The following is a 25,936-nucleotide window of genomic DNA, read 5'->3' as shown; positions in this document are numbered from 1 at the left end:
CCCCCTGTTCGGGTGCTGCTTCTGTTCGGGTGCTACTTCGCGGCCACGCCGACGTCGAGGAACGACAGTCCGGTGGTGGGGACGGGCTGGAACCCGACGAGCTCCTGGCTGCTCCAGGCGGTCGGCAGCTTGCGGTGGAACAGCGGGTAGAGCACGGCCTGGTCGGAGAGCAGGTCGAACGCCTGGTCCCAGGTCTTCTGCTGCTCGTCGCCTTCCTGCTGGACGGCGGTGTCGAGGAGCGTGCGCAGCTCGGCGTACTCGGGAGAGTCAGCCCAGTTGGTGCGGGTCTGGGTCCAGACGTTCTCGCCGTACCACCAGTTCATGAGCAGGTCGGGGTCGACGCCGAAGACCGAGGGGTCACCGGGGGCGACGGCCACCGTGTAGTCGCCGGAGTCGACCTTCTCGTACATCGACGCGGACTGTCCGATGTCGAGCGTGGTGTCGATGCCGATCGCGTCGAGCGACTCCTTGATCAGCGGGGCGACCTCCTTGACCCATCCGGTATCGGTGGTCAGCAGCGTGATCGACAGATCGGAGACGCCGGCGTCGGCCAGCAGCTCCTTCGCCTTCTCGGGGTCGTAGGTGTAGACCGTCGAGGCCTCGTGGTAGTTCGGGTACGTCTCGGGCAGGAACGAGGTCGCAGGCGTGGCGTTGCCGAGCATGCCCGTGCCGATGATCTTGTCCATGTCGAGGGCGTAGTGCAGGGCCTGCCGCACGCGCACGTCGTCGAACGGCGCCGCCTTGGTGTTGAACATCATGAACAGCAGGCCGAACGACTGCACGCTCTCGACGTCGGCCGACGAGGCGAGCGTGTCGACGTCGATGTACGGCACGTCTTCGATCGCCTGCACGGTGCCGGTGGACATCGCGGTGACGCGGGCCGAGGCATCGGCGAGCAGGTTCCAGTTCATGCCGGCGGCGAGCGCGGGGCGCGGGCCGTTGTAATCGTCGTAGCGCTCGAAGACGAGCTTGTCCTCGGGGACCGCGGAGACCAGCGAGTACGGGCCGGAGCCGACCGGGTTGGCGGCGAAGTCCTCGGGGTCGGCCTCGACGACCGCCTTCGGGACGATCTTGACGACGCCGAGGCGGTCGTTGATCAGCGAGAAGGGGTAGTCCGTCGTGATGCGCACGGTGTCGTCGTCGACCGCGGTGACGGTGTCGATGAAGTCGACGAACGACAGGAAGAGCGAGTTGTTGTCCGGGTCGAGCACGCGGTCGTAGCTGAAGACGACGTCGTCCGCCGTGACCGGGTCGCCGTTCTGGAAGGTCGCACCTTCGCGGAGGTCGATCTCGTAGGTCGTGTCGTCGATCTTCGTCGGGAGGTCGGCGGCGAGGGCGGGCGCCGCCTTCTGCGTGACCGGGTCGAGGTCGACGAGACCTTCGAAGATGTGCCAGTTGGCCGAGACCGTGACGGCGCCGGAGGCGACCATCGGGTCGAAGCTGCCGTTCAGCGTGTACGAGATCCCCGCCTCGATGATGGCGTCCGGGTTGATCTCGCTCGCGGCCGCGCTCTCGTCGGGGGTGGCGGTGGTGCCGGCGCCGCAGCCCGCGAGGGCGACGGATGCGGCGACTGTGCCGGCGACCGCCATCGCGAATCGACCCGCGCGGCGGCGGGTGAAGTGTCGGTTCATGTGTGCTCCAGGGTGGTGGGGGGAACATCTTGAGGACATCTGATGTCTGATGTACTCTAAACACAGGTTCGATCAGATCACAAGAGTGAGATGATCGGAGCGTTTCTGCCAGGCACGAGAGGGAGCCCCATGAAGTCCACCACGAGTAGGGCGTCACGTATGCGGCGCTCGACCACGGCGGATCAGATCAAGCAGCTCATCCTGACGCGCGGGCTCACCCCGGGCGACCCGCTGCCGACGGAGGCGGAGCTCTGCGACGAGCTCGACGTCTCGCGATCTTCCGTGCGTGAGGCCATCCGCACCCTCTCGACCCTCGACATCGTCGACGTGCGTCACGGCCACGGAACGTACGTCGGACCGATGTCGCTGGATCCGATGGTGGAGGCGCTCGTGTTCCGCGGGGTGCTGTCGCCGGAGGGGTCGCTGCAGGCGCTGCGCGAGGTCGTCGAGGTGCGCCTGGCGCTGGACCTCTCGATGGCCGAACGCATCGTGGAAGCGGCCAAGACGGATGATGACCCCGAGCTCGACGCGCTGGTCGCCGACATGGTCGACAAGGCCGAGCGCGGCGAGCACTTCCTCGAGGAGGACCGCGCCTTCCACACCCGTCTGTTCGGCACGATCGGCAACCGCCTGGTCGGGCAGCTCGTCGGCGCCTTCTGGGATGTCCACACGGCGGTGCTCCCCCAGCTGGGGATCCCGCAGCCCGATGACATCCACAAGACGGCGAAGGCGCATGGCGACATGCTCGAAGCGGCGCGCTCCGGCGACGTCGACCGGTATCGCCGGGCGGTCGTCGAGCACTACGAGCCGCTGCAGCGCGTGCTCGCGAGTGCCGCGGGCGACGCTCAGGACTGAGCTCACAGGCGCAGCCCCCGCCCGACGCGGTGGAGACCCTCCGACTCGATAGAGTTGCCTCCGCACTGCACGCTTTCCGAGGGGAACACACGCATGTCCGTTGGACTTCTGGCCGTCGTCGACGACATCCTGAGCGCGGCGATGAAGGCGTCGGCGAAGGCGGCGGGCGTCGTGATCGACGATGCCGCGGTCACACCGCAGTACGTGCAGGGCCTCACTCCGGCCAGGGAGCTGCCCGTCGTCGGCAAGATCGCCCTGGGGTCGCTGGCGAACAAGTTCCTGATCATCATCCCGGTGGCGTTGCTGCTGACCGCGTTCGCGCCGTGGGTGCTGCCGTATCTGCTGATCCTCGGCGGGACGTACCTCTGCTTCGAGGGAGCGGAGAAGGTGCTGGAGTGGTTCGGCGTGCAGCACGGGCACGCCGACGAGGGCGCACGCGATGAGCGGAAGCTGGTGCTCGGAGCCGTGCGCACCGACCTGATCCTCTCGACCGAGATCATGCTCATCTCACTCGCGAGCCTCGAGAAGGGGCTCGACATCTGGGCGACGCTGGCCATCCTCGCCGTGATCGCCCTCCTCATGACGGGCGTCGTCTACGGCGCGGTCGCGTTGCTCGTGAAGATCGACGACATCGGCTTGAAGATGGCGAAGAATCCGGTGGAGCGTGTGCGTCACACCGGCACCAGGATCGTGCGGTCGATGCCGGCGGTGTTCCGCTTCATCAGCATCCTCGGCACGGTCGCGATGCTCTGGGTGGGGGGTCACCTCGTGCTCGTGAACCTGGGCGAGGTGGGGCTGCATTTCACCACCGATGTGCTGCACGGAATCGAGCACGCGCTGGAGCCCGCCGGCGGCTTCGTGGTCTGGCTGGTCGAGACGATCGTGTCGGCGATCGCGGGCCTCGCGCTGGGGCTGCTGATCGTCGGGATCGTGCTCGGCATCGCGCGGCTCTTCGGCAAGACCCCCAGCTTCCACGAGGGCGAGACCTCCCCCGCCGACGTGCACGTCTGAGCCACACCCGCGGCACCCGCTCACGCCGCGATGTCGTAGCGCGCTCGACCCCCGAGCCTCGGTCTGCGTTCCGGATCGACGTTGGGCGGCGGGATGATCCACACCCTCGCACCCACCCCACGACCCTCGATCCTGATTTCCCAGTCGTTGTCGTGGATGCGATGATGACAGCTCTCGCAGAGCAGCACTCCGTTGTCGAGGTCGGTCGGCCCAGCATCCCGCTGCCACCAGCGCAGGTGATGCGCCCTGGTCATCTGTGGCGCGAGCCCGCACATCACGCAACCGCCGTCGCGCTCCACCAGCGCGAGCCGCTGAGCGCGGGTGAACAGCCGCTTCTCGCGGCCCCAGTCGAGGATCTCGCCTCCACCGCCGAGCACGACGGGGATGATGCCGCCGCCCGCCGCCATCCGACGACAGGCGGCGATGCTGACCCGCTCATCGAGGCCGTCGACCGTCGCGAACCCGGTGCCGTCGGTCAGGTCGTCGAGCCCCACCCGCACGATGACCGTCGCTCCGGACACGGGAAGGCCGCCGTTGTCGCATCCGCTCGCGTGTACGCAGATCTCGGCGAGCGCGTCGGCCTGCAGCATCGCGACCGTGCGTCGATCGGCATCGGGCGCCTCCGGATCGAGCACGCGCGCCCTCGATTGGAACGTCGCAGTGACGTAGGCCTGGATCGCCGCCTTGACGGGAGCCCCCGAGGCGATATCGGTCTGCAGCGTCAGGTGCAGCGACCCGTCGCGCTCGAACATCGTGAGCGAGCGCCGCGATCGGGCTTCGTCTTCGCGCGGAGCCACACCGTCGCGGTCGAGCCAGGCCTCGGCGTGCACGACCAGCTTGCGCACGTCGTCGAGCGACAGCTCTGCCGCATGCTCGACGAGAAGCCGCTCGGCCTCGACGACGCGCTCGACGCCGACCTTGAGCCGCACCCGGTCGAGCAGGGTCACGATCAACGCCGCACCCGCCGCACTGAGAGCACCGGCCGCGATCGCCCGCTGCACGGCGGGGCAACGCGGGGGCAGCGCCTCGCCGATCAGGTTGCTCCGAGGCGCGATCGCCTCTCCCACCTTCACGAGCCGCACCGCCTCCCCCGTCGATCCGCCGGTCGTCGCCGCGATCATGGTCTCAGGGCTGCGGAACCCCTGTTCCTTCGCCAGGCCGGCCGCTCCCAGCTCCGGGCGCGACTCGCGCGCGATGCTCGCCGCGATCTCGGCGTGGATGCCGTCGAGACGACGCTGCAGCAGCCCCATCGTGCGATGCGCCTCGAGCAGCTGTGTTCTGGTCAGCTCGGCCGCGCTCGACGCATCCGCCCACACGTCTTCGAGGCACTCCACGGCCTCGAGGAGGGGACTCAGATGCGGGTTCGACATGACTCAAGATTAGAACATATCTTCGACACTCGGGAAGGGCTGTGGATAACCCCGGGCCCGCCGTTGCCGTAGTGTCATCGCCATGTCCGCCACCTCGTCGTCGCCGAAGTCCCGCAGTTCGAAGCGCGACGCCGACCGCTGGTTCCGCGAGCAGGGCCTTCCGACCTTCGTGCCGTTGCGCCGCTGGTTCACCGACCTCCCCCGCCGTGTCGCACCCCTCATCGCCTGGGTCGCGGTGGCCGCCTACCTCTTCCAGGACGGGATCGAGGTCGTGTTCGACTTCGCCCTCGAGGACGACTCGATCGGGTGGGAGTTCCTGATCGTCCCCCTCGCCCTCACGATCTTCCTGCTGGCGGTGGGGCTCGCCTGGGCCGCCTACTTCCTCGTCCGAGCCCTGCTGCGGCGTCTCCCTGCGGGGATCGGCACGGCGGTCGCCCTCGTCCTGATCGCCGTCAGTCTCGCCTTCACGATCGTCTACGACTACAGCACCCATCCGCACTCGACGGTGGGGCCGATCCTGCGCACGGCGCTCGTGCTCGCCCTCTGCATCCTGGTGACCGGCATGGGCGGCGGCGCCATGATCTCCTGGGCCTCGCGCCTCGCGGTGCGCAACGCCTCGGCGATCGGGCACATGGCATCGATCGCGCTCCCCGTGATCCTGATGCTGGTGGTGTTCTCGTTCTTCTCGGCCGAGGTCTGGCAGATGGCCTCCGCGCTGTCATGGGGATCGATCGCCCTCGTCGGCCTCGTCGTCGCGGTGCTCGCCGGCATCGTCGTCCTGCGCGTCAGCGCGTCGGAGATCGATGACGACGCTCAGGCGCCGTCGGCGGAACAGCGAGCCGCCCTGCTCGTCGACACCCCCGCGGAGGGGCGTCCTGCCCCCGAGCGGCCGGGACGTCTGCATGCACCGCAACGCATCAACATCCTGCTCGCGATGACCGTCGCGCAGCTCGTGCAGGCGCTGTTCTTCGCCGGGCTCCTCGCGGCGCTGCTGATCGTGATCGGAGGCATCGCGATCCCTCAGGGCGTCGTGGGCATCTGGCTCGGTCCCGGCAGCGCCGCCCAGCCGCTCACGGTGCAGCCCCTGGAGTTCTTCGGAGCGAAGCTGCCGCTCACCGTCAACCTGCTCAAGGCCGCCACTCTGCTCGCCGTGATCGCCGCGCTCCCCTTCGTGTTCTCCGCGGTGAGCGAGGCACGCTACCGGGAGCGGTTCTTCGACCCGATCATGGCCGACATGCGGCGAGCGATCCTCGTGCGCGAGGCCGTGAGCACGGCGCCGGCGCGGCGCTCCTCGTAACTGTTCGGTCGCAGCGCGCCCGAACTCCGCTCCTCCTGCTAGCGTCGGCGATGCGCACCCGAGCGCCGATGAAGGATGCGCACCCGAAGCGCAGAAGAAGAGAGACCGCCCGCCGATGACAGCCGTGCGAATCAGGGATGCCGAGACCGCCGATCTCGAGACGATCACCGCGATCCACAACCATGCCGTGCTGCACACCACCGCGATCTGGAACGAGGAGGCGGTCGATCTCGCCGACCGCGTCGCGTGGCTGGCTGATCGCACCGCCCGAGGCTTTCCGATCATCGTCGCGGTCGACGACACGGGGGTGCTGGGCTACGCGTCGTACGCGCAGTGGCGCCCGCACAGCGGATACCGCCATACGGTCGAGCACTCGGTCTACGTGCGGGACGGCCAGCACGGTCGGGGCATCGGCACCGCGCTGATGCTCGCTCTGCTCGAGCGCGCCCGCGCCGCCGGCATGCACGTGATGATCGCGGGGGTCGAGAGCGGCAACACGGCCTCCATCGCGCTGCACGAGCGCCTGGGCTTCGTCGAAGTCGGCCGCATGCCGCAGGTCGGTGCGAAGTTCGGACGCTGGCTCGACCTGAGCATGCTGCAACTCACCCTCGACGATCGCACCGAACCCGGCGGATCGTGACGATGAACCTGCTGCAGTGGTTCGTGGACGTTTTCAACTCGCAGTGGATGCTGCCGGGTGGCCAGACGCTCCTGGTGCGCGAAGTCGTGGGCAACGCCTTCGGCCTCGCGAGCGCTCTCGGCGGGATGCGCCGCAAGGTGTGGGCGTGGCCGGTCGGCATCGTCGGCAACGTGCTGCTGCTCACGGTCTTCCTCGGCTCGGCCCTCAGCCCCGACCCGTCGCTGCCGCATCTGCTGGGTCAGGCCGGACGACAGATCATGTTCATCGCCGTCGCGATCTACGGCTGGATCCGCTGGCGCAACCTCGACGGCGGACGTGTGGTCCCGCGATGGGCACCGACCGGCGCGCGCATCGGCATCGTGCTGGTCATGATCGTCGGCACGGTCGCGCTGACCCCGCTGTTCCGGCTGCTCGGGTCGTGGGAACCGGTCTGGGCCGATGCCTGGACGTTCGTCGGCTCGCTGCTCGCCACGTACGGCATGGCCAAGGGCTGGACCGAGTTCTGGCTGATCTGGATCGCCGTCGACGTGGTCGGGGTGCCGCTGCTGTTCGGCTCCGGCTACTACGCGACCGGCCTCATGTACGTCTTCTACGGTGTCTTCACCGCGGTCGGCTTCGTGATCTGGTGGCGGGCACAGCGTACTGCCGCACCGCCGATCGAGATCATTCCGCCCGACCCGAGCCCCCGACGGCCGGAGGAGGAAGAGCTCGCCTGAGCGCTCCCTCCCCCGGCATCCCCTCCGGCTCGATACCGCCCCTCCTCGGCACGAGATCGGTGGTCACACGCGGAGCCGCTCCCTGGCGGCGCGCCCGCCGGTGAGCGCCATGGCGTCTGCCGCCCACGCCGTGAGGCGTTCGAGAGGCCCCTTGCCGGCGGTGCGCGTCCAGATGAGCGCGCCGGCCATCATCAACAGCGACAGGGCGACCCAGACCAGCACGGGGTTCGACAGCCAGGTTCCGGCACCGGCCAGGATCAGGATCGCCTGTACCACGTAGCCGGTGAGCGGAACCGCGCCGTAGGCCGCGAGGGGCAGCACGACCCATCTCGCGTAGCGCGTCACCAACAGGCAGAGGCCCAGGACGGCGACCGCGAATCCCCCGGAGGCCAGCACCTCGAGAACCCCACCCGAATGCGGGGAGGCGCCGATCACGGCCTGGAGCATCTGCGCCGGCGGATTCTGCGCCACGACCCGCTCGAAGTAGGACTGCTCGTCGCCCGTCGCACCGTCACCGCCGAAGAGCGAAGCCATGCCGGGGTCGTAGCACGCCACCACGCCGTCGCTCTTCTGGCAGGTGAGCCCTGACACGTCGACCTCGTCGCCCGGGATCGTGCTGATCGAGCTCGACGCGGAAGACGAGGTGTCGGTCCCCGGCTGCGAGCCGGAGAGCAGGCCGCCCAGCGAGTAGCCGCCGATGGCGATCAGAGCACCGCACACGACCATGACGGCGGCGGTCTTCACCCGCGTCAGATCGAGACGGCCGATGACGAGACCCGCGCACAGCAGCGTCGCCCAGACCGTGATCGGATAGGTGCCGAACAGCACGAGCGAGACTCCCGGCCCGCCCAGGTCCGGCGACAGCGTGCTGAGCAGTGCGAGCAGCGGCGGGCCGAGGAGACCCGACGCCGCTCCCGCGATCACGAGGGTCTTGGTGCGCAGGTGCACCGTGAACGCCGCCAGGATGTAGAGCACCCCGTAGAGGGTCAGGATCACGGCGATGCCGGAGCCGAGCAGCTCGACGAAGAGGCCGATCACGAAGATCGCCGCCCCTCTCCCCACCAGCCGCAGCCGGATCGTCCTCAGCTCCTCCGGCGTCGCATTCCGGGCGCCGCCGGTCATCAGCGCCAGCGACACTCCAGCGAGCAGAGCGAACAGCAGGGAGGAGCGCCCGTTCACGATGTCGAGCCACGTCGTGGGATCCGTGAGCGTGAACTCCGGGCCGGACGCGACCATCAGATGCGCGCCGAACATGCCCACGAGTGCGAGACCGCGCGCCACGTCGACCCCGACGATGCGTCGTCGGCTCGGTGCGGAGCCGGATCGGCTGGTGGGTCGACCGCCCGACCCGGTCGTGGAACCGTCGGCCGTCGGCGGGGTGATGTGCGGTGCGCTCACGGGTGACCTCTCGAAGATTCGCGGAGAGGTCAAGCTCACCATGAGCGGTCGGGGACGCGCATCCCCCCTCGGTACCGCTCCGATCCGTCGTGCGGATGAACGTGGCGTCGGTGTTTCAGGGCGCGTCGGGCCGGGGGCGTCAGTGCTGCACGCGGGCCAGGAACTCCGCCGTGGCGGCCTGCTGCGGGGCGTCGAACACCTGCGAGGGCGGACCCTCTTCGACGACCACGCCGTGCTCGAGGAACACGATGCGATCGGCCACCTCACGCGCGAAGGACATCTCGTGCGTGGCCATCACGATCGTGGCGCCCTGCACCTTCAGCTCTCGCACCAGGTCGAGCACCTCGCCGACCAGCTGCGGGTCGAGCGCACTGGTGATCTCGTCGAGCAGCAGCACCTCGGGCTGCGTGAGGATCGCGCGCACGATCGCCACGCGCTGCTGCTGTCCACCCGAGAGCCGATCAGGGTACTCGTCGGCCTTCGCGCCGAGCCCGAGCGTCTCGAGCAGCGCACGCGCCTTCGCCCGCGCCTCGGCCTTGCGCATCCCGTGCACGCGGACCGCGGCGAGCGTGACGTTGTCGAGCACGGTGAGGTGCGGGAACAGGTTGAAGTGCTGGAACACCACGCCGATCCGCCCGCGGACGGCATCGGCATCCACCCGCGGGTCGGTGATGTCCTCCCCCGAGAGGAAGATCTGCCCGTCGTCGATCCCCTCGATGAGGTTCATCGTCTTGAGCAGCGTCGACTTGCCCGAACCCGATGCGCCGATCAGCACGACCACCTCGTGTGTGCCGACCGAGAGGTCGATGCCGCGCAGCACGTCGTGGTCACCGAAGCGCTTGCGCACACCTCTGGCCTCGATCACGGGCACGCTCATACGACTCCTCCGGCCTGCTCGCGCTTGTTCAGACGCGCCGTGACCACATCCGTCAGGCGGATCATCGGCCAGCTCAGCACGATGAACATGAGACCGGCCACGACGTAGGGGGTGAAGTTGTAGGTCTCGGCGACCATCAGCTGCGCGGCCCTGACGGCATCGACCGCGCCGAGGACGGAGATCAGACCCACGTCCTTCTGCATCGACACGAAGTCGTTCATGAGTGCGGGCACGACCTTGCGGACACCCTGCGGGATCACGACGATCCGCAACGTCTGCCCGTGCGTGAGTCCGAGCGAGCGCGCCGCGATGCGCTGCGAGGGGTGCACCGCCTCCATGCCGGCCCTGAGCACCTCGGCGACGTACGCGGAGTAGGTGAGCACCAGGGCGATCGTGCCCCAGAACATCGCGGGCATGCGCGGGAAGATCCCGAGCGCGGGGATGCCGAAGCCCACGAGGTACAGCACGATGAGCAGCGGGATACCGCGGAAGAAGTCGGTGTACGCCGCCGCGAGCGCCCGCAACGGGAAGAACACAGGACCGCGCAGGGAGCGCAGAGTGGCCAGGAGCGTGCCGAGGATCGCGACGCACACCACGGCGATGACGAGCACGAGCAGGTTGACGAGCAGCCCCTGGAAGGTCGGGCCGATGCTCTGGAGTGCCACCTGCGGGTCGAAGAACGTCTGGCTGACGATCGCCCAACCGGGGGTGTTGACGACGACGACGATCAGCACCACGGCGAGCGCGAGGCTGCTGCCGAAGGCGATCAGGACCGAGCGCGTGGTGGCCCGGCGCCGCAGAGCGCGGCGTGACAGCTCGAGCTCGCTCGGCTGCCACTCCGCGTCGACGGAGGTCGAGGTCATTTCAGGACGGGGACGTCGACCGCGTCGCTGAGCCACTTCTGCTGCAGCTCGTCGAGCGTGCCGTTGTCGCGCAGTGCGTCGACCGCCTTGGTGACGTCGGCCGTGAGGGCGGAGCCCTTGGGCAGCACGATGCCGAACTCGTCTCCGCCGTTCGCGTCGGCGAACTGTCCGGTGACCACGCCGTCGTCGAGCTGAGCCCCGACGACGTAGAAGGCCCCGGGGAGGTCGGTGATCATGGCGTCGATCTGACCGCCCTTGAGCGCGAGCACGACGTCGTCGACCGAGTTGAAGACGCTGAGGTTGCCTTCGCCGAGCTGAGCCTTCGCGACCGTGTAGCTCGTGGTGCCGCTGGCGACGCCGACCTTGGTGGCCTTGAGCTCGTCGATCGTGGTCGCCGATGCGGCGGGCGAGTCACCCACCGCCACGACGGCCTGCGTGGTCGTGTAGTACGGCGACGAGAAGTCGACGGCCTTCTTGCGGTCGTCGGTGATGGAGAACTGCTGCAGGTTGATGTCCCAGTCCTTGGGGCCGGGAGCGATGGCGCCGTCGAAGGTGGTGCGCACCCAGACGATGTCGTCGGCCGCGTACCCGAGCTGCTCGGCGACGGCGTTGGCGACCGCACCCTCGAAGCCCTTGCCGTTGGAGGGGTCGTCGTCGACGAACCACGGCTCGTAGTTGGGCTCGCCGGTGGCGATGGTGAGCTTGCCCTCGGTCACGGTCGGAAGGCCCGACCCGTCTCCGCTGCCGGAGTCCGTGGACGGCGCGGTGCACGCGGAGAGAGTGAGCGCGATGGCGGCGGCCGCAGCGGTGACGGCGGCTGCGCGGCGGAGGGAGAGGGCGAAGGGCACGATGACTCCTGGACGAAGAAGGGTAGGGAGGAGAGCGCGGGGCAGGGCGGGTCCGCCGGGAATCCAGACGGGTCTGCCTCTACAGAGTAGGCGATGCGGCGAGTCGCCAATCGGCGAAGTCGAAACCTGGGGACACGAAGCACGACACCAGCACCTCGTCGGCGTCGAGCGGTCGCGCGGCCTGCCAGACTCCGGCGGGCACGAGCACCTGCGCCGCGTCGTCGGGGCCGAGCACCACCGTAGTCGCCGTCCCGGGCTCAGCGCCGTCTCCGCCGAGGCTCAGTTCGAGCCTCCCTGGACCGTGCCACAGCCACAGCTCGTCACTGGTCACGACGTGCCACGCACTCCGCTCCGACGGCAGCAGCAGGTAGTGGATGCAGGTGGCCGCCGGGCGCGGGCCGTTCGGCGTCTCGACGGGAAGCGGGCTCGTCCAGGTGCGACGGAACCAGCCGCCCTCGGGGTGCGGGGCGAGGTCGAGCCGCTCGGCGGTGGCGGGGCGCTGTGTCATGCGGATGCTCCGGTTTCGGGGAAGATGAGTGCTCCCGTCGCACTTTCTGTCGCTTCAGCGGGCTGGAGCGACAGAAAGTGCGACGGGAGCGATCAAGGGGTGGCCGCTGCACGGGGGAACGAATCGACGGCGTAGCGGACCTCGCCGGAGATGACCGTGGCGGCGGCGCGGCCGGCCCCGTGCTCGACGAGTTCGACCACGGCGTCGGGGCCGGCCGGGACATCGAAGAACGTGAGGTCGGCGAGCGCCCCCACCGCGAGGTACCCGGTGCGGTCGGGGCCGACGTCGATCCCCATGGCGTGCGCCCCTCCGAGGGTCGCCGCACCCAGCAGGCGGGCGTGCAGATCGCGGTCGGTGTATCCCTGCGAGCGGGCGATGCGCGCGAGCTCGGCCACGTCGGCCAGCACATCGAGCGAGGGGCTCGACGACAGCGAGTCGGTGCCGACGGCGATCGGGCTGCCCTCGCGCAGGTACGCGGCGATCGGGGGTTCCTCGAGCCCGATGACGGCGTTCGATCGCGGGCACAGCGCCACGGTGGTGCGGCGCTCCCGGAGGATGGCACGGTCCCTGGCGCTCATGTACACCCCGTGCGCGATGTGGCAGTCCGGTCCGAGCACGCCGAGCTGATCGACGAACTCGGTGGCGCTGGTGCCGAATCCGGCCTTGCGCAGCTCCTGGAAGCTGGCGAGCCCCGCGGTGTGCCAGGCCTGCGGGTGCTCGTGCGCGAACTCGCTCTCGAACGCGGCCTCGCCGAGATGGATGTGGATGCGTCCGCCGCGCTCGCGCACGATGTCGGGAATCTCCAGCAGCGGCTCGATGTCGAGCGAATAGGGAGCGTGGGGCGAGAGGCCCGTCCCCGGCGGCGTCGGCAGCGCGTCGAGCGCCTGCTCCACCTGCTCCCGCCCGGTACGGGCCCAGTCGGCGTTGGTCCAGCTCATCACCTCCCAGTAGGTGATGCCGTGCAGGCGGGCGTCGTGCAATGCGGTCGCGGCCGCCCTGTCGGTCACGACATCCGCCACCGCCGTCGTGCCGAAACGCAGCGCCTGTGCGGCACCGTCGGCCGCGTCCGCCGCCCAGTCACGACCACCTTCGTAGACCGGATCGAACGCCCGCACCCAGTCGTCGAAGCCGTCGTACTGCCCGCGCCCGACCGAGGCCATGCCCGTGTACTGCAGGTGGGTGTGCGCGTTCACGAGACCGGGGGTGAGGACGCCGTCCCAGTGCACCTCTTCCGCGTCGATGCCGCGCTCGGACAGCGACCGCAGCACCCACTCGCGTTCGCCGACGTGCATGATCCGGCCGTCGCGCACGGCGACTGCACCGTCGACGATCGGCGGTGCGGTGATCGGCACGACGAGCCCCGCGGAGTAGACGGTCACGGCGGTCATGCGGACTCTCCTCGGAAACGCGGCGAGCGCCATTCGCGCTGCGCGTCGATCTGGGCGGAGCTGCGCTGGTCGATGCGCTCTCCGCGCAGGGCGAGAGCGGCCGTGCCGATGGCGGTGTCTGCCTCGGCGGGGAGAGCGTGGACTCCGGCGGGCAGCGCGCGAGAGAGCAGGTGCTCGACGGCGTACAGCTGCACGGCGAACGACAGGTCCATGATCTCGATCGGGTTGCCCTCGCCGGCTGAGAGGTTCACGCATCCGGCCCTGGCGATCACGAGCGCGCCGCCTCCCGCACGCTCGACGAAGGGTGATACCTTCCCATCCGCTCCCTCGTACGGCTGCAGCGTCGACACATCGAGGTCGACCTCGTGCGGAACACCGCCGGCGACCGCGACGATCGCCGCCGTGCGCACCACCTCCGCATCGACCGTGTGCGGCGCACCGGTGGCCGAGACGACGAGCGCTCCGGGGGCGAGGTCGTGCAGCCGCCCGATCCGGTAGCCGTCGTGCGCGGCCCGAAGCGCTCGCACCGGGTCGGTCTCTGTGACGCCGACCTGCACACCGAGTGCCCGCAGGTGGGCGGCGACGCCCTCTCCGACGGGTCCGTAGCCCACGACCACGGCCGGCTGGTCGCGGAGATCGATGCCGGCGTCGTCCAGGGCATCGGCGATCGCGAACACGCAGGACTGACCGGTGCCGTAGCGGTTGTCGAAGGATGTCTTGGTCAGGGCGTCGTTCACCGCGATGACCGGGATCTCGAGCACTCCGTCGCGCTCCATGAGCCGCAGGGGAGTGAGGCCGCTCGTGGTCTCCTCGGCCGCGCCGCGCAGTCCGGCCACGATCCCCTCCTCGTGGGCGAGGCGGATCAGGTGCGAACCGTCGTCGAGCAGCAGGTCGAAGCCGCGGCGCAGGAAGGCCACGGCGGCGGCGCGCTCGGCAGCTCCCGACAGGGCGGGGTCGCCGTCGACGGGGATTCCACGGGATCGCAGCACCTCGGCGACCTCGACGTCGATCTCGTCCGGATGGGCGTAGACGGCGACCGTCGCTCCGGCATCGCGCAGCAGCAGGGCGAGCTGGGCGGTCTTGGGCTCCAGCACCATCGCGATGCCGATCCGCACCCCCTCCACTGTGCCGGCCTCGCGCAGGCGTCGCGCGCGATCGGTGGAGACGGACATGTGGCGTCCTGCCGCGTCGACGCGGTCGCGTGCCGTCTCGCGCGCCGGGAGAGCCTTGCCGTCGAGCAGGATCTCGGGCGTCGAACCCGGCGCGAAGACCACCCCGCTGCCGACGGTACCGGCGTCGCCGAGATGCGCGCCGAATGCGGGCAGGAGTCGACGCAGCTCGTCGGCCACGCCATCCGTCCCGACGACCGTGAAATCCCGGCCGGCCACGAGCAGGTTGGTCTCGCGGGCGAAGCGGCGCACCAGACGCTGGGCGGTCAGGGTGTCGTCGGTCACCAGTCAAGGGTAGAGCCCGCGGCGGTGCGCTGACGGCCAGAGCGGAGGCCGTCGCACCCGAATGTGACTGCGCATGTCGGCGACCCTGGATTCGTGCGCGCGGTTCGCCTTTCATGGAGCCCATGACCCGGCAGATCCGCTTCAACGCCTTCGACATGAACTGCGTCGCCCACCAGTCGTCCGGCCTGTGGCGCCACCCCGACGACCGGTCTCGGCAGTACAACACCCTCTCGTACTGGACCGACCTGGCCAGGCTGCTGGAGAGCGCGACCTTCGACGGCATCTTCATCGCCGACGTCCTGGGCACCTACGACGTCTACGGCGGCACGAACGAGGCCGCCATCCGCAACGGCGCCCAGGTGCCGGTGAACGACCCGATCCTCCTGGTCAGCGCGATGGCCGCGGTGACCGAGCATCTGGGGTTCGGCGTCACGGCCGGCACCGCGTTCGAGCACCCCTACCCGTTCGCTCGACGACTCAGCACGCTCGACCATCTCACGCAGGGCCGCGTCGGCTGGAACGTCGTGACCGGGTATCTGCCCAGCGCCGCCCGCAACATGGGTCAGGAGGACCAGCTCGCCCACGACGACCGCTACGACCACGCGGACGAGTACGTCGAGGTGCTCTACAAGCTCTGGGAGGGCTCGTGGGAGGACGACGCGGTGGTGGAGGACCGCGAGCGCGGCATCTTCACCGACCCGTCGAAGGTGCACCCGATCCGGCACGAGGGGAAGCACTTCTCCGTACCCGGCATCCACATCTCGGAGCCGTCGCCGCAGCGCACCCCGGTGATCTACCAGGCCGGCGCGAGCCCGCGCGGGGTGCGGTTCGCGGCCGAGAACGCCGAGGCCATCTTCGTCGCAGCGCCCTCGAAAGAGGTGCTCGCCGGGACGGTGAAGCGCATCAGGGACGCTCTCGAGGCCGCGGGGCGCGATCGCTACGACGCCCGCATCTACACGCTGCTGACGGTGATCACCGCGGCGACGAGCGAGGAGGCCACTGCGAAGCACGCCGAGTACCTCTCCTACGCGAGCCCGGAGGGGGCGCTCACCTTCATGTCGGGGTGGATGGGCGTCGACCTGTCGCAGTACGCCGAGGACGAGCCGGTCGGGAACGTCGAGTCGAACGCGATCCAGTCCGTGCTGCAGCACCTCAAGGAGGAGGCCGATCTCGGTCGCGAGTGGACGGTGGGCGACTTCGGCCGCCACAACGCGATCGGCGGCCTCGGTCCGACGATCGTCGGCTCCGGGGTCGAGATCGCCGACGAGCTGCAGTCCTGGGTCGACGAGACCGACATCGACGGCTTCAACCTCGCCTACGCGGTCACCCCCGGCACGTGGCAGGACGTCATCGAGCACGTCATCCCGGTGCTGCGGGAGCGGGGCGCCTACCCCGAGGAGTACGTGCCCGGCACGCTCCGCCACAAGCTGCACGGCCGCGGCGACCGGGTCCAGCCCACGCACCGCGCCGCCCGGTACCGCGTCGGCTAGTTCCCCTTTCGAATCGCGCAACTGGTTGCTTCGAACGCCGTTTCACCACCATTTGCGCGATTCGAAAGTCCGCCGACACGACCCCGGAACCGCGGTGTAGACGTCAGTCGTCGCTGCGGCTGAAGATCCCTCGCAGCACGAGGAACACCACCACGGCCACGACCGCGACGATCCCGAGCTTGAAGATGAACGCGAGGACCGAGAACAGGGCGCTCACGATCCACCACGCGATCACGACGGCGAGGATGACGCCGAGGACGGTCCAGATGTTCTTGGTCATGCCTCCAGCCTACGGAGTCGCGGCAGCCGGGATCTCCTCCAGCGACCGGAACACGGGCAGCCCGAGCTCGTGGGCGATCTCGACGTCCTTGTCGGCGCCGGACGACTCCCCCGGCAGCCGGAGCACCGCGTCGCAGTGCAGGAGCAGTCGGCGGGCGGTCTCGTACATGACGTCGCCCTCGCCGGAGTCGCCCGGTTCGAGGGTGCGCAGGACCGGCAATGTGACCCACTCCCCGATCATCGGCACGTGGCCGAGCCGGAAGATCGGACCGGACGCCTCCTCCAGGCGCGCGAGATTGCGAGCGATCAGGGCGGGGTCGCCGTTCGTGCCGGAACGGTAGGGGCCGGCGATCAGGATCAGGAGTGGCTTCATCATGGATGATGACTGTAGTCTGAATCATGCATAAACGTGCAACTTCGTGAGGAAACGTATGCTCGCTGCTCAGCGCAAGGACCACCTGCTCGCCGTGCTCGCCCGCGAGGGACGGGTCGTGGCGAAGGCTGCGGCCGATGAACTCGGAGTATCGGAAGACGCCATCCGCCGCGACCTCCGCGAGCTCGCCGAGGAGGGCAGGCTCCAGCGCGTATACGGCGGCGCGCTGCCCATCGCCGCGGCCGATCGCCCGGTGCGTGAGCGCCACGACCTGGCGACCGAGAGCAAGGAGCGGGTCGCCCGCCAGGCGGTCACGACCATCCGCCCCGGATCGACGATCGTGCTGGATGCCGGCACCACCACGCTCGCGATGGCGCGGCTGCTGCCCTCCGGCACCGACGTCACCGTCATCACCCCGAGTCCCGCCGTCGCCCTCGCCGTCGCCGAGCACTCGGACGCGCGCGTGATCATGATCGGCGGCGAGCTCGCCCGGCACTCCCTCGTCGCCGGCGGAGGACTCGCGATGGAGGCGGTCCAGCACCTCGCCGCCGATGTGTTCTTCGTCGGCGTCACGGGCGTCGACCCGCGACACGGTCTCACGACGGGCGAGCTCGACGATGCCGTCACCAAGCGGGCGATCGCCTCCCGATGCGCCGAGACCGTCGTGCTCGCGAGCGACGAGAAGATCGGCGCCGCCTCGCGCTACCCGGTGCTGCCGTTCGAGGCGGTCGCCGCGGTCATCACCGACCCGCTCGACGAGAATCCGCTGATCCCTGAGGTCCTGGCGCAGCTCCCGGCGCGGGCGTGAGCGACGAACCCTCCTCCTCCGCGAGACGTTCCGTCAGCAGGGCGTGCAGATGTCCTGCCGCCCCGAGGAGCGCGACGCTGCGGCGCGTGAGGTCGGCCAGCCGCTCCGCGAGGATGCGCTGCACCTGCTCGGTGTCACCGTGCGCGCGCACCTCGTCGATGATCCGCGAAACGGCGGGGATGCCGTACCCACCCGAGCGCAGGGCGGCGGCGATCCGCGCCTCGGTGATCGCGGCGGAGTCATAGGAGCGGACCGATCCCGCACGCCGAAGGGGGCGCACGAGCCCTTCTCGCTCCCAGTGCCGCAGTGCGGAGGAACGGACGCCGAGCGCCTGGGCGAGTTCGCCGATGGCCATCGCATCGTCCTCGACGAACGGATCGTCGGCCTCCGCCACCGCGTCCTCGAGTCCGCGCAGGGCCGCGCGCACCCGTGAGCGTTCGAGGGCCAGATCCGCGTGCAGGTCGTCGATCCGCTCCGCCGCGTGCTCGACCGATCCGCCGATGAGAGCGGGCATCAGTCGACGCGCGGGCACCGGACCGAGCGCCGTCGCCAACGCGCGATAGGCACGCAGCGCCAGGGCATGCGGCGTCCGATACCGCCGGTACCCGTTCGCACCGCGCTCTGCGGTGGGGAGGACACCGAGTCGCTCGAGGTCGCGCACCTGCTGCGTCGAGTAGTCGACCAGCCGTCCGAGCGCCGCAGTGGTCATCCCCCGCTCTTGAGGGTTCTGCACGTGATTCCTCGTCTTTCCGGTCCGTGAGTCCACATAAGCACATCAGCCTCAGCATTGAAGGATGGATATGCAGGAGATCATCGCAGAGGTCCGCTCGTTCGACGGCGTGCTCGTCGTCGCCCCGGAGGCAGGCAGCGAATTCCCCGAACTGTCATGGGGTGACGCGTACTTCTACCACGCGCCCGACGGCCGGGTGCCGGAGCGCACGCAGCCGTACGGGACGATCATCACGAAGGACTATCCCGACGACACGTCCTCGGCGCTGGACACTCCAGGGCGCTTCCGGGTGAACATCCACGTCGGACGCGAGCGCGCGGAGTCGATCATCGAGGCGGGGTCTCTCACGGGCGGCGACACCGATCCGACGGCGGTCGACGTCTTCCGGCCCCACCCGTTGTACGGCACCGCCGGCTGGGTGTGCGTGATCGACCCCGCAGAGGCGACGGAGGGCGCTGTGCTCGCCCTCCTCCGCGAGGCGCACGAGGCGGCACGCTCTCGCACCGGACGACGGGCGAGGTGAGTCCCGTGTCGACTCCGCAGGGCATGACCGAGACCGACCGTCGGATCGTCGCGGTGTGGGCGGCGGACTGCGCCGAGCGCGTCCTGCCGCTGTTCGAGAGGGAGGCCCCGGACGACGACCGTGCGCGTGATGCCATCGCCCGGACGCGCGCCTTCGCGCGGGGTGAGCTCACGGCTGCGGGCGAGATCCGTCGTCGCTTCCTGGCTGGCAGGGCCGCTCACGCCGCGGCGACTCCTGTCGGGAAAGCCGCCGCCCGCTCCGCAGCTCAGGCCGCAGGGGTCGCGCACATGGGTGCGCATGCTCTGGGGGCCGCCGCCTACGCCGCATGGGCCGTCGAGTTGGCACACCCGGAGGCTCCCGACGCCCGTGCCGCCGAGATGCGCTGGCAACTCGCGCACCTCTCCCCCGAAGCCGCTGCAGCCCTGTGCACCCTCCCACCGCTGGGCACCGACCCCGCCGGCCCTCTCGGCCCCGGGCTCCTCTCCTCCGGCCCCCTCGGCGAGGTGATCCGCGAGATCCAGGCGCACCTCTCGTCCGCCGTCGAGGAGGTCCCGCTTTCGAATCGCGCAACTGGCTGTATCTGAGCCGCAGATGGAACCAGTTGCGCGATTCGAAAGCCCGACCAGGCGCGGTCGATGAGTCGGCCCGACCGCTTCAGCCCCGATTCAGCGTCGAGCGGTCACACTGGAGTCATGCGGATCCTGGTGGTGGACGACGAGGTGCGCCTTGCCGACGGTGTGCGCAGGGGGCTCGAGGCCGAGGGCTTCGCCGTCGATGTCGCACACAACGGCGTCGACGGGCTCTGGCGGGCGCGCGAGACGGCGTACGACGCGATCGTGCTCGACCTGATGATGCCGGGCATGAGCGGCTGGAAGGTCTGCGAAGCCCTGCGCGCCGAGGAGAACTGGACGCCCGTGCTGATGCTCACCGCGAAGGACGGCGAGTGGGATCAGGTCGAGGCGCTCGAGAGCGGGGCCGACGACTACGTCACGAAGCCGTTCTCCTTCGCGATCCTCGTGGCACGTCTGCGGGCTCTCGTGCGCCGCGGGGCCGTGGCGCGTCCGGCGATCCTGGAGGCGGGCGATCTTCGGCTGGATCCGGCCGCGCACCGCGTGTGGCGCGGGGAGAAGCCCGTGGCCCTGACTGCTCGAGAGTTCTCGGTGCTCGAATACCTCATGCGTCATCGCGGCCAGGTGCTGTCGAAGCGCGCGCTGATCGAGGGCGTCTGGGACGACGACTTCGACGGCGACCCCAACATCGTCGAGGTCTACGTCGGGCACCTGCGCCGCAAGCTCGACAAGCCGTTCGGCCGTGAGGCCATCGAGACCATCCGCGGGGCGGGCTATCGTCTGGCGGCGGACGGTGGCTAGCCGCAGTTGGCGTTCGGTGCGCGCCAGGACCACGCTCGGCGCCACCGCTGTCGTCGCGGTCGCGCTGCTGGTCGGCGCCTTCTCGTTCTACGGTGTGCTCAGCGCGAGCATCCACGACAGCACGGAGCGCGCGGCGGAACAGCGGCTCAGCGAACTCGCCGAACGCGCAGGTGGGCCGGGCGGCAAGGGGATCGACGTCCTCGAAGATGAGATCCTGCAGATCCTCGGTCCGGATGGGTCGGTACGCGCCGCGAGCGAGGAGGGTCGGGACAAACTGGGTTCGACGCCGCTTCCCGCCGACGACGATCCGCGCACGACGACCGTCGACGGCGACACGGTCCTCGTGGTCTCGGAAGACATCGATGGCGGGCAGACGATGGTGCTCGCTGTCTCGATGGACGATGACGCCGAGACCCTGGCGACGGTCGCGACGCTGCTCGGGATCGCGGTTCCCCTGCTGCTGCTTCTCGTCGCGGTGACCACCTGGCTGGTCGTGGGGCGCGCGCTGCGCCCGGTGGAACGCATCCGTGAAGAGGTCGACGGCATCACCGCCGAGCGTCTGCACCAGCGCGTGCCCGTGCCCCAGACCGCGGATGAGGTCGCCGCGCTCGCGACCACCATGAACGGCATGCTCGACCGCCTCGACGCGGCGGCCACGGCCCAGCGACGCTTCGTGTCGGACGCCTCGCACGAACTGCGGTCTCCCCTCGCCACCATCCGCCAGCATGCGGAGCTCGCCCAGGCCCACCCCGAGGTGACGAGCATCGGGGAGCTCGCCGAGGTCGTGTCCGAGGAAGGACTCCGCCTGCAGGGCATCGTGGAGTCGCTGCTGCTGCTCGCCCGCCTGGACGAGGGTGCGAGCACGCACGATGAAGCGGTCGACCTCGACGACATCGCCCTCGGGGAGGTTCGACGGCTTCGCGCGGCCGGGATCGATGTCGACGGCGCGGGCATCACCGCCGCCAGAGCAGAGGGCGACCCGCGACTTCTGGGTCAGCTGCTGCGCAACCTCGCCGACAACGCCGTGCGGCACAGCCGCGGACGCGTCGCCATCGGAGTGCTCCCCTCGGACGGACGCGTGTTCGTGACGGTCGAAGACGACGGCGCCGGAGTTCCCGCCGAGGAGCGCGAGCGCATCTTCGAGCGGTTCGTGCGCCTCGACGAGGCCCGCAGCCGCGACGCGGGTGGCAGCGGCCTCGGGCTCGCGATCGCGCGCGGCATCGCCACCTCCTCCGGCGGGTCCCTCACAGTGGACGACTCCCGGTGGGGCGGCGCACGCTTCGTCCTCACCCTCCCCCTCAGCGACTGAACGACGGAAGCGACTGAACGACGGAAGCGCTCGAGCGGACCGGTTCCTGAAGAGGTCTTCAGGACGCTTCAGGAAGGCTTCAGCGCTCGCGGGAGAGCATCGAGACATGGACGACAAGACACCCTCTCCCGATCAGACGCCCGAGAGCACCCCGGACGCGCCGACCGTACCGGTGAGCCCGACCCCCGATGCCGCAACGACTCCGACCGCCCCTGCTCCCCCGGCCGCGTCGGCACCCGCACCCGGCGCCGGGCAGCACCCGACGTTCCCGGCGTCCGAGCCGACCTCCGACGCTCCGGCGGCCTCCGCGAAACCCGGCCGCAAGCGCGCGCTCCTGATCGGCGGCGGCATCGCGGCGGCCGTGGTCCTCGCCGGCGGCGGCATCGCCATCGGCGCGGCGATCGGCGACGAGTTCGGCGATGACGACCGTGCCCCGATGTCCGACGGTCCGCGCCACGAAGGCAACGGGGATCACGACCGGCCCGGTGACGGCCCCCGGAGCGAAGACCGCGGTGACGCCCCCTCGAACGGTCGCGGCCCGGTGACGGGCATCGGTTCCGCCTCCGCCGACGAGCTGATCGCGATCGCGGATGCTGCACGCGGCGCCGCCGACGGCGATGTCACCTCGATCGATGCGAAGCGCGACGGGACCTGGGAGGTGCAGCTGACCACAGCGGCGGGAGATGAGACCGAGGTCCGTGTCGACAAGGATCTCGCGACGAGCGTCGCCTCGACCGACGCGGCAGACGGCGACGACACCGGCCCGACGCTGACCCTCGACGACGAGACGATCCGCGCACTGGTCGCCGCCGCACTCGCCGAGGCCGAGGGCATGATCACCGACCTCGATGTCGACGGCGACGACGTGAGCCCCTACGACGCCTCGGTGCTCACCGCGGACAGCCGCTCGATCGACATCGAGTTCGACGCCGACTTCGCGGTCGTCGGCACCGACATCGACTGAGTCGGTGCGGGCCGCGTCCTGTCGGACGGACCCGAGACGCCCGGCATGATGGTGCCGCCGCTCCCCACCGGGCGGCACCATCTCGTCCTGCGGTGGCGACCCCGATCAGCACGTAAGTCCGATTAGCATTCAAGGATGACGAACTCCGATCCGATCGACGACATCTCCATCGGCGGTGAGGTGATCCGCCTCGGACAGTTCCTCAAGTTCGCCGGCCTGCTCGACTCGGGCGGCGACGCCAAAGAGGTCATCATCGACGGGTACGTGACGGTGAACGGCGAGATCGATCGACGCCGCGGACGACAGCTGCGCGACGGCGACCTCGTGTCGTTCGAGGGACGCACCGTCCGCGTCCGTCCCTGACATCGCGCCCTGATCGCCGAGCGGTTCCTCCCGCAGGCCCACTCCCCTCGGGAGGCCGAGTGGGCGGGGTGTGCGGTCCGCGAGGGAACGAACGGGACACCCCGCCCCGAGGGCCACGACTCCCCAGCCGTGCCCTCGTGCGCCGGCCGGCGGTTCCTCCGCGCCGAGGAGGGCACGGGTCGAACACGCTGCCGTCTGCCGATCGGCGAGGCCTGAGGCCCGTCGTCGCGGCGTCCGATCAGACGATCGGTGGAGGTGCGCTGCCTCCGCAGAGAAGACGGCGGATGCACCGCGCGATTACGCGCGCACCGACCATCCGGTCAGGACACGGTGTGCGGCGGAGGAAGCACCGCGCGCGCCGTGACGACGATCAGCGCCACGAGGAGCCCGATGATCGCGACGTCGGCCGCGATGTATGCATAGTGCGCCCAGTTGGTGCCCGGCGCCTCCGAACCCGCGATCACGAGGTCGCTGCGCCTGTTCAGCACGGGGCGGATGACGGCGACCTCGACCACGAAGATCAGCCAGATCGCGCCCAGGATCGTGAGGGGCGTGCGTCCCGCCTTCGCTCGCACGCTCACGAACGTGAGCACGAGGAGCACGACACCCGCGAGCACGTTCAGCGCCGTGAAGACGAGTCGTCCGATGCCGAGACCGATCGGGATCGTGACGCCGGGCGCGAGGAACTTCAGCGGTGCCTCGAGGAACGAGATCGCGATGATCGCGCCGAGCAGGAACGCCGGCAGCAGCAGCCGCAGGGCCGTGGTCGTCCGTCCCGCCGATATCACATCGTCCTCCTGCGCGCCGATCATCCCGCCCTTCGACGCTACCTCCGCAGCGTCGGGCTGAGGTCGGCATCCACCGGGGAAAAGGCCTGGACCCTCTCGGGAACGGCATGCGCCCAGGTACGGGCCTCTGCCGTCACAGCCATTCGAGCACCTGCTCGATCAGGATGCCGACGCCGATGACCGTCATCGCGATGCCGGCGATCCGCGTGACGATCGAGCTCGCGCGTGGTCTGGTGCGCAGCAGTCGACGGGCGAGCAGCCCGACCGTCGTGTACACGACGGCGATGTTGAGCAGGTGCAGTCCCCCGAGGGCGAGCATCTGCGTGGTCGAGGGCCAGCCGGTCGGACTCGTGAACTGGGGCAGCAGCGCGAGCAGGAGCAGCAGACCCTTCGGGTTGATGCCGCTCACGCCGGAGCCGCGCAGGAACTGCCCCCATCCTCCGGTCGCGATCGGCTCGCCGCTCTCCGCGATCGGGGCAGGGCGGCTGGCGAGAGTCGTAGCTCCGAGGAAGACCAGATAGAGCGCGCCGATCACGGTCAGGGTCGTCAGGGTGACGGGATACGCGGTGACCAGGGCTCCGAGCCCCAGCGCGACGGCGACGATCACGACCGTGTACCCGGCGATCATGCCGAGGATGGACGGGGCGATCGAGCGGGCACGGAGGCCGGCCGAGATGGCATACGCCCAGTCCGCGCCCGGGGTCAACGCGAGCATGACGGCGACCAGCCAGAACTGCATGACCAGAGCGATGTCCATCGGTCCTCCTCAATCCGAGGAAGAGACTACGAAGGATGACGCGAAAGGTGCTTCGATTCTTCGGCACATCGCGCCGTCCGCCTGCAAGAATTGTCACCATGGATGCACTTGACCGGGAGATTCTCTCTCTACTGCAGGACGACGGCCGGATGAGCGCGACGCACCTCGCGTCCCGGGTGGGGTTGAGTCTGTCCGCGTGCCATCGTCGACTCAAGGAACTGGAGCAGTCTGGAGCCATCGAACGGTACCGGGCGGTGGTAGCCCCGGCGGCCGTCGGCCTGACGTTCGAAGCCATCGTCTTCGTCACGATCGGGCGCACCGACAAAGACACCATCGTCGCGTTCGAAGAGGCCGTGGTGGCGATCCCGGCGGTCGTCGAGGCGCAGCGCCTGTTCGGCGACCCCGACTACATGCTGCGCATCCTCACGCGCGACATGGGCACCTACCAGGAGCTCTACGACAACACCCTCGGAGCCCTGCCGGGCGTGCAGCGGCTGACGTCGACGATGGTGATGAAGCGACTCGGCGCCGACCGCGCGGTGCCGATCCCCTGATGAGCGGATGGACCGCAGCGCGACGTCAGGAGACAGACGCCTCCGTGACACGGCGCACGACGTACTCGACGACGTCGCCCTCCGGTATGGCTCGCGGTCGGAAGCGCACCCCGGTCGACGCCCGTGGAACCATGCGGTCGACGCGGAAGATGCGCCAGTCTTCCCGATCGAGGTCCCACGCGAGCAGGTACCAGACCGACCCCCAGCTCACCAGGCGCTGCGGTTCGGTGTGCCTCTGCTCTTCGTTCCCGCCGGGTTTCGTGTAGCCGAAGCGAAGCCGTTCATGGGCGCGGATGGCCGCGGCGACGGCGCTGAGCGCCGCGAGGTCGAGCGGAGGCTCGGCCCCAGGAACCACACTCGTGGCCTCACGGATCGCGTCCACGCGGCGGCGCAGTCGCGAGGGCATGACCTGCTCGAGCTTCGCGAGGGCGGTGAGCGACGTCTCTTCGACACCGAGCCGCCATGTCGCCGCCACGCCCAGTCCGACGGCGACCGCGACGGCCTCGTCATCGTCCAGCAGCAGCGGCGGCATCGCGGTTCCGGCGACCAGACGATATCCACCCGCGACTCCGGGTCGGGCATCCACCGGATAGCCGAGCGAACGCAGCTTGCCGATGTCGGCACGTACAGTCCGCGTGCTCACGCCCAGCCGCTCGGATAGCGCGGAACTGGTCCAGTCGCGCGGAAGCTGGAGCAGCGACAGCAGTTCGAGCAGGCGGGCCGAGGTCTCGAGCATGTCTGATCATCTCAGCAAATGCGGAAACTCATCTTC

Annotated in this window: 29 protein-coding genes; 14 read left to right on the top strand and 15 right to left on the bottom strand. The window is 69.7% G+C overall.

The genetic code is table 11. The features are described from left to right. Positions 1-32: 32 nt before the first annotated feature. On the bottom strand, positions 33-1,631 hold the full coding sequence (locus RN51_RS02640) for an ABC transporter substrate-binding protein (protein ID WP_052674548.1): 1,599 nt from the start codon (positions 1,629-1,631) through the stop codon (positions 33-35). A gap of 129 nt (positions 1,632-1,760) precedes the next feature. On the opposite strand from RN51_RS02640, the gene RN51_RS02635 reads away from it, so the two are divergent. Together RN51_RS02635 and RN51_RS02630 are read left to right on the top strand one after the other, a co-directional pair. Further along, positions 1,761-2,486 (top strand): FadR/GntR family transcriptional regulator, encoded by a 726-nt coding sequence (locus RN51_RS02635; RefSeq protein WP_045262485.1) that lies wholly within the window; start codon positions 1,761-1,763, stop codon positions 2,484-2,486. Between the two features lie 93 nt (positions 2,487-2,579). Continuing rightward, positions 2,580-3,497 (top strand): DUF808 domain-containing protein, encoded by a 918-nt coding sequence (locus RN51_RS02630; RefSeq protein WP_045262484.1) that lies wholly within the window; start codon positions 2,580-2,582, stop codon positions 3,495-3,497. Between the two features lie 20 nt (positions 3,498-3,517). Here RN51_RS02630 and RN51_RS02625 read toward each other — a convergent pair whose 3' ends face one another. Further along, on the bottom strand, positions 3,518-4,867 hold the full coding sequence (locus RN51_RS02625; protein ID WP_045262483.1) for an HNH endonuclease: 1,350 nt from the start codon (positions 4,865-4,867) through the stop codon (positions 3,518-3,520). Between the two features lie 82 nt (positions 4,868-4,949). Between RN51_RS02625 and RN51_RS02620 the strand changes: the two genes are divergently transcribed. The 3 genes from RN51_RS02620 to pnuC all read left to right on the top strand — a co-directional run bounded on the left by RN51_RS02620 (position 4,950) and on the right by pnuC (position 7,520). Further along, positions 4,950-6,164: a hypothetical protein gene (locus tag RN51_RS02620; RefSeq protein WP_045262482.1), complete on the top strand. Its 1,215-nt coding sequence runs from the start codon at positions 4,950-4,952 to the stop codon at positions 6,162-6,164. Positions 6,165-6,279: 115 nt separating this feature from the next. Further along, positions 6,280-6,804 (top strand): GNAT family N-acetyltransferase, encoded by a 525-nt coding sequence (locus tag RN51_RS02615; RefSeq protein WP_156149065.1) that lies wholly within the window; start codon positions 6,280-6,282, stop codon positions 6,802-6,804. 2 nt (positions 6,805-6,806) lie between these two features. Further along, complete coding sequence (pnuC, locus tag RN51_RS02610) at positions 6,807-7,520, top strand: nicotinamide riboside transporter PnuC (RefSeq protein WP_045262481.1); 714 nt, start codon at positions 6,807-6,809, stop codon at positions 7,518-7,520. A 63-nt stretch (positions 7,521-7,583) separates the two neighbouring features. Here pnuC and RN51_RS02605 read toward each other — a convergent pair whose 3' ends face one another. From RN51_RS02605 to RN51_RS02575, 7 genes are all read right to left on the bottom strand, one after another. Further along, positions 7,584-8,918 carry a heparan-alpha-glucosaminide N-acetyltransferase domain-containing protein gene (locus RN51_RS02605; protein WP_052674546.1) on the bottom strand — a complete coding sequence of 445 codons (1,335 nt, stop codon included), beginning with the start codon at positions 8,916-8,918 and terminating at the stop codon, positions 7,584-7,586. Between the two features lie 139 nt (positions 8,919-9,057). Continuing rightward, on the bottom strand, positions 9,058-9,795 hold the full coding sequence (locus tag RN51_RS02600) for an amino acid ABC transporter ATP-binding protein (protein ID WP_045262480.1): 738 nt from the start codon (positions 9,793-9,795) through the stop codon (positions 9,058-9,060). Next, on the bottom strand, positions 9,792-10,658 hold the full coding sequence (locus RN51_RS02595) for an amino acid ABC transporter permease (protein WP_045262479.1): 867 nt from the start codon (positions 10,656-10,658) through the stop codon (positions 9,792-9,794). Before RN51_RS02595 ends, RN51_RS02600 begins: the two co-directional genes overlap by 4 nt. Further along, complete coding sequence (locus RN51_RS02590; RefSeq protein WP_045262478.1) at positions 10,655-11,506, bottom strand: ABC transporter substrate-binding protein; 852 nt, start codon at positions 11,504-11,506, stop codon at positions 10,655-10,657. The genes RN51_RS02595 and RN51_RS02590 overlap by 4 nt, the downstream gene beginning before the upstream one ends. Positions 11,507-11,585: 79 nt before the next feature. After that, positions 11,586-12,014 (bottom strand): cupin domain-containing protein, encoded by a 429-nt coding sequence (locus RN51_RS02585; RefSeq protein WP_045262477.1) that lies wholly within the window; start codon positions 12,012-12,014, stop codon positions 11,586-11,588. Positions 12,015-12,106: 92 nt separating this feature from the next. Further along, positions 12,107-13,402: an amidohydrolase family protein gene (locus tag RN51_RS02580; protein WP_045262476.1), complete on the bottom strand. Its 1,296-nt coding sequence runs from the start codon at positions 13,400-13,402 to the stop codon at positions 12,107-12,109. Beyond that, positions 13,399-14,856, bottom strand: a complete 1,458-nt coding sequence (locus RN51_RS02575) for an adenosylhomocysteinase (RefSeq protein ID WP_045262475.1) — start codon at positions 14,854-14,856, stop codon at positions 13,399-13,401. The genes RN51_RS02580 and RN51_RS02575 overlap by 4 nt, the downstream gene beginning before the upstream one ends. Positions 14,857-14,978: 122 nt before the next feature. Between RN51_RS02575 and RN51_RS02570 the strand changes: the two genes are divergently transcribed. Beyond that, positions 14,979-16,346 (top strand): LLM class flavin-dependent oxidoreductase, encoded by a 1,368-nt coding sequence (locus tag RN51_RS02570; RefSeq protein WP_045262474.1) that lies wholly within the window; start codon positions 14,979-14,981, stop codon positions 16,344-16,346. A 103-nt stretch (positions 16,347-16,449) separates the two neighbouring features. On the opposite strand, the gene RN51_RS18495 is transcribed toward RN51_RS02570, so the two are convergent. Both RN51_RS18495 and RN51_RS02560 read right to left on the bottom strand, forming a co-directional pair. Further along, positions 16,450-16,626, bottom strand: a complete 177-nt coding sequence (locus RN51_RS18495; RefSeq protein WP_045262473.1) for a hypothetical protein — start codon at positions 16,624-16,626, stop codon at positions 16,450-16,452. Between the two features lie 9 nt (positions 16,627-16,635). After that, the gene (locus RN51_RS02560) at positions 16,636-17,001 is read right to left on the bottom strand and encodes an NUDIX hydrolase (RefSeq protein ID WP_045262472.1); all 366 of its coding nucleotides are present in this window, start codon (positions 16,999-17,001) and stop codon (positions 16,636-16,638) included. A 55-nt stretch (positions 17,002-17,056) separates the two neighbouring features. Between RN51_RS02560 and RN51_RS02555 the strand changes: the two genes are divergently transcribed. Next, entirely contained in the window at positions 17,057-17,806 is a 750-nt protein-coding gene (locus RN51_RS02555) for a DeoR/GlpR family DNA-binding transcription regulator (protein ID WP_045262471.1), read from the top strand. Here RN51_RS02555 and RN51_RS02550 read toward each other — a convergent pair. Further along, positions 17,739-18,515 carry a MerR family transcriptional regulator gene (locus RN51_RS02550; protein WP_045262470.1) on the bottom strand — a complete coding sequence of 259 codons (777 nt, stop codon included), beginning with the start codon at positions 18,513-18,515 and terminating at the stop codon, positions 17,739-17,741. The genes RN51_RS02555 and RN51_RS02550 overlap by 68 nt on opposite strands. An 85-nt stretch (positions 18,516-18,600) precedes the next feature. On the opposite strand from RN51_RS02550, the gene RN51_RS02545 reads away from it, so the two are divergent. The 6 genes from RN51_RS02545 to RN51_RS02515 all read left to right on the top strand — a co-directional run bounded on the left by RN51_RS02545 (position 18,601) and on the right by RN51_RS02515 (position 23,065). After that, entirely contained in the window at positions 18,601-19,059 is a 459-nt protein-coding gene (locus RN51_RS02545) for a DUF6194 family protein (protein ID WP_045262469.1), read from the top strand. A 5-nt stretch (positions 19,060-19,064) separates the two neighbouring features. Further along, on the top strand, positions 19,065-19,643 hold the full coding sequence (locus RN51_RS02540) for a putative immunity protein (RefSeq protein ID WP_045262508.1): 579 nt from the start codon (positions 19,065-19,067) through the stop codon (positions 19,641-19,643). Between the two features lie 108 nt (positions 19,644-19,751). After that, positions 19,752-20,429: a response regulator transcription factor gene (locus RN51_RS02535; protein WP_045262468.1), complete on the top strand. Its 678-nt coding sequence runs from the start codon at positions 19,752-19,754 to the stop codon at positions 20,427-20,429. Continuing rightward, positions 20,422-21,738 carry a sensor histidine kinase gene (locus RN51_RS02530; RefSeq protein ID WP_045262467.1) on the top strand — a complete coding sequence of 439 codons (1,317 nt, stop codon included), beginning with the start codon at positions 20,422-20,424 and terminating at the stop codon, positions 21,736-21,738. Before RN51_RS02535 ends, RN51_RS02530 begins: the two co-directional genes overlap by 8 nt. A 106-nt stretch (positions 21,739-21,844) precedes the next feature. Then, positions 21,845-22,702, top strand: coding sequence for a hypothetical protein (locus RN51_RS02520; protein WP_231579193.1), 858 nt, complete (start codon positions 21,845-21,847; stop codon positions 22,700-22,702). Positions 22,703-22,837: 135 nt separating this feature from the next. Beyond that, positions 22,838-23,065, top strand: a complete 228-nt coding sequence (locus RN51_RS02515) for an RNA-binding S4 domain-containing protein (RefSeq protein WP_017829834.1) — start codon at positions 22,838-22,840, stop codon at positions 23,063-23,065. A gap of 320 nt (positions 23,066-23,385) precedes the next feature. Here the strand turns inward: RN51_RS02515 and RN51_RS02510 are convergent, their stop codons facing one another. Both RN51_RS02510 and RN51_RS02505 read right to left on the bottom strand, forming a co-directional pair. Further along, on the bottom strand, positions 23,386-23,877 hold the full coding sequence (locus RN51_RS02510; protein WP_045262466.1) for a hypothetical protein: 492 nt from the start codon (positions 23,875-23,877) through the stop codon (positions 23,386-23,388). A gap of 109 nt (positions 23,878-23,986) precedes the next feature. Further along, positions 23,987-24,610, bottom strand: a complete 624-nt coding sequence (locus RN51_RS02505) for a LysE family translocator (protein WP_045262465.1) — start codon at positions 24,608-24,610, stop codon at positions 23,987-23,989. 98 nt (positions 24,611-24,708) lie between these two features. Between RN51_RS02505 and RN51_RS02500 the strand changes: the two genes are divergently transcribed. Continuing rightward, the gene (locus RN51_RS02500; protein WP_045262464.1) at positions 24,709-25,164 is read left to right on the top strand and encodes an Lrp/AsnC family transcriptional regulator; all 456 of its coding nucleotides are present in this window, start codon (positions 24,709-24,711) and stop codon (positions 25,162-25,164) included. 25 nt (positions 25,165-25,189) lie between these two features. Here RN51_RS02500 and RN51_RS02495 read toward each other — a convergent pair whose 3' ends face one another. Continuing rightward, entirely contained in the window at positions 25,190-25,900 is a 711-nt protein-coding gene (locus tag RN51_RS02495; protein WP_197073166.1) for a helix-turn-helix transcriptional regulator, read from the bottom strand. Positions 25,901-25,936: the final 36 nt, after the last annotated feature.

The sequence above is a fragment of the Microbacterium oxydans genome, assembly GCF_000956405.1.
Classification (GTDB): Bacteria; Actinomycetota; Actinomycetes; order Actinomycetales; family Microbacteriaceae; genus Microbacterium; species Microbacterium oxydans_C.
This window is presented reverse-complemented; position numbering and strand designations above follow the sequence as displayed.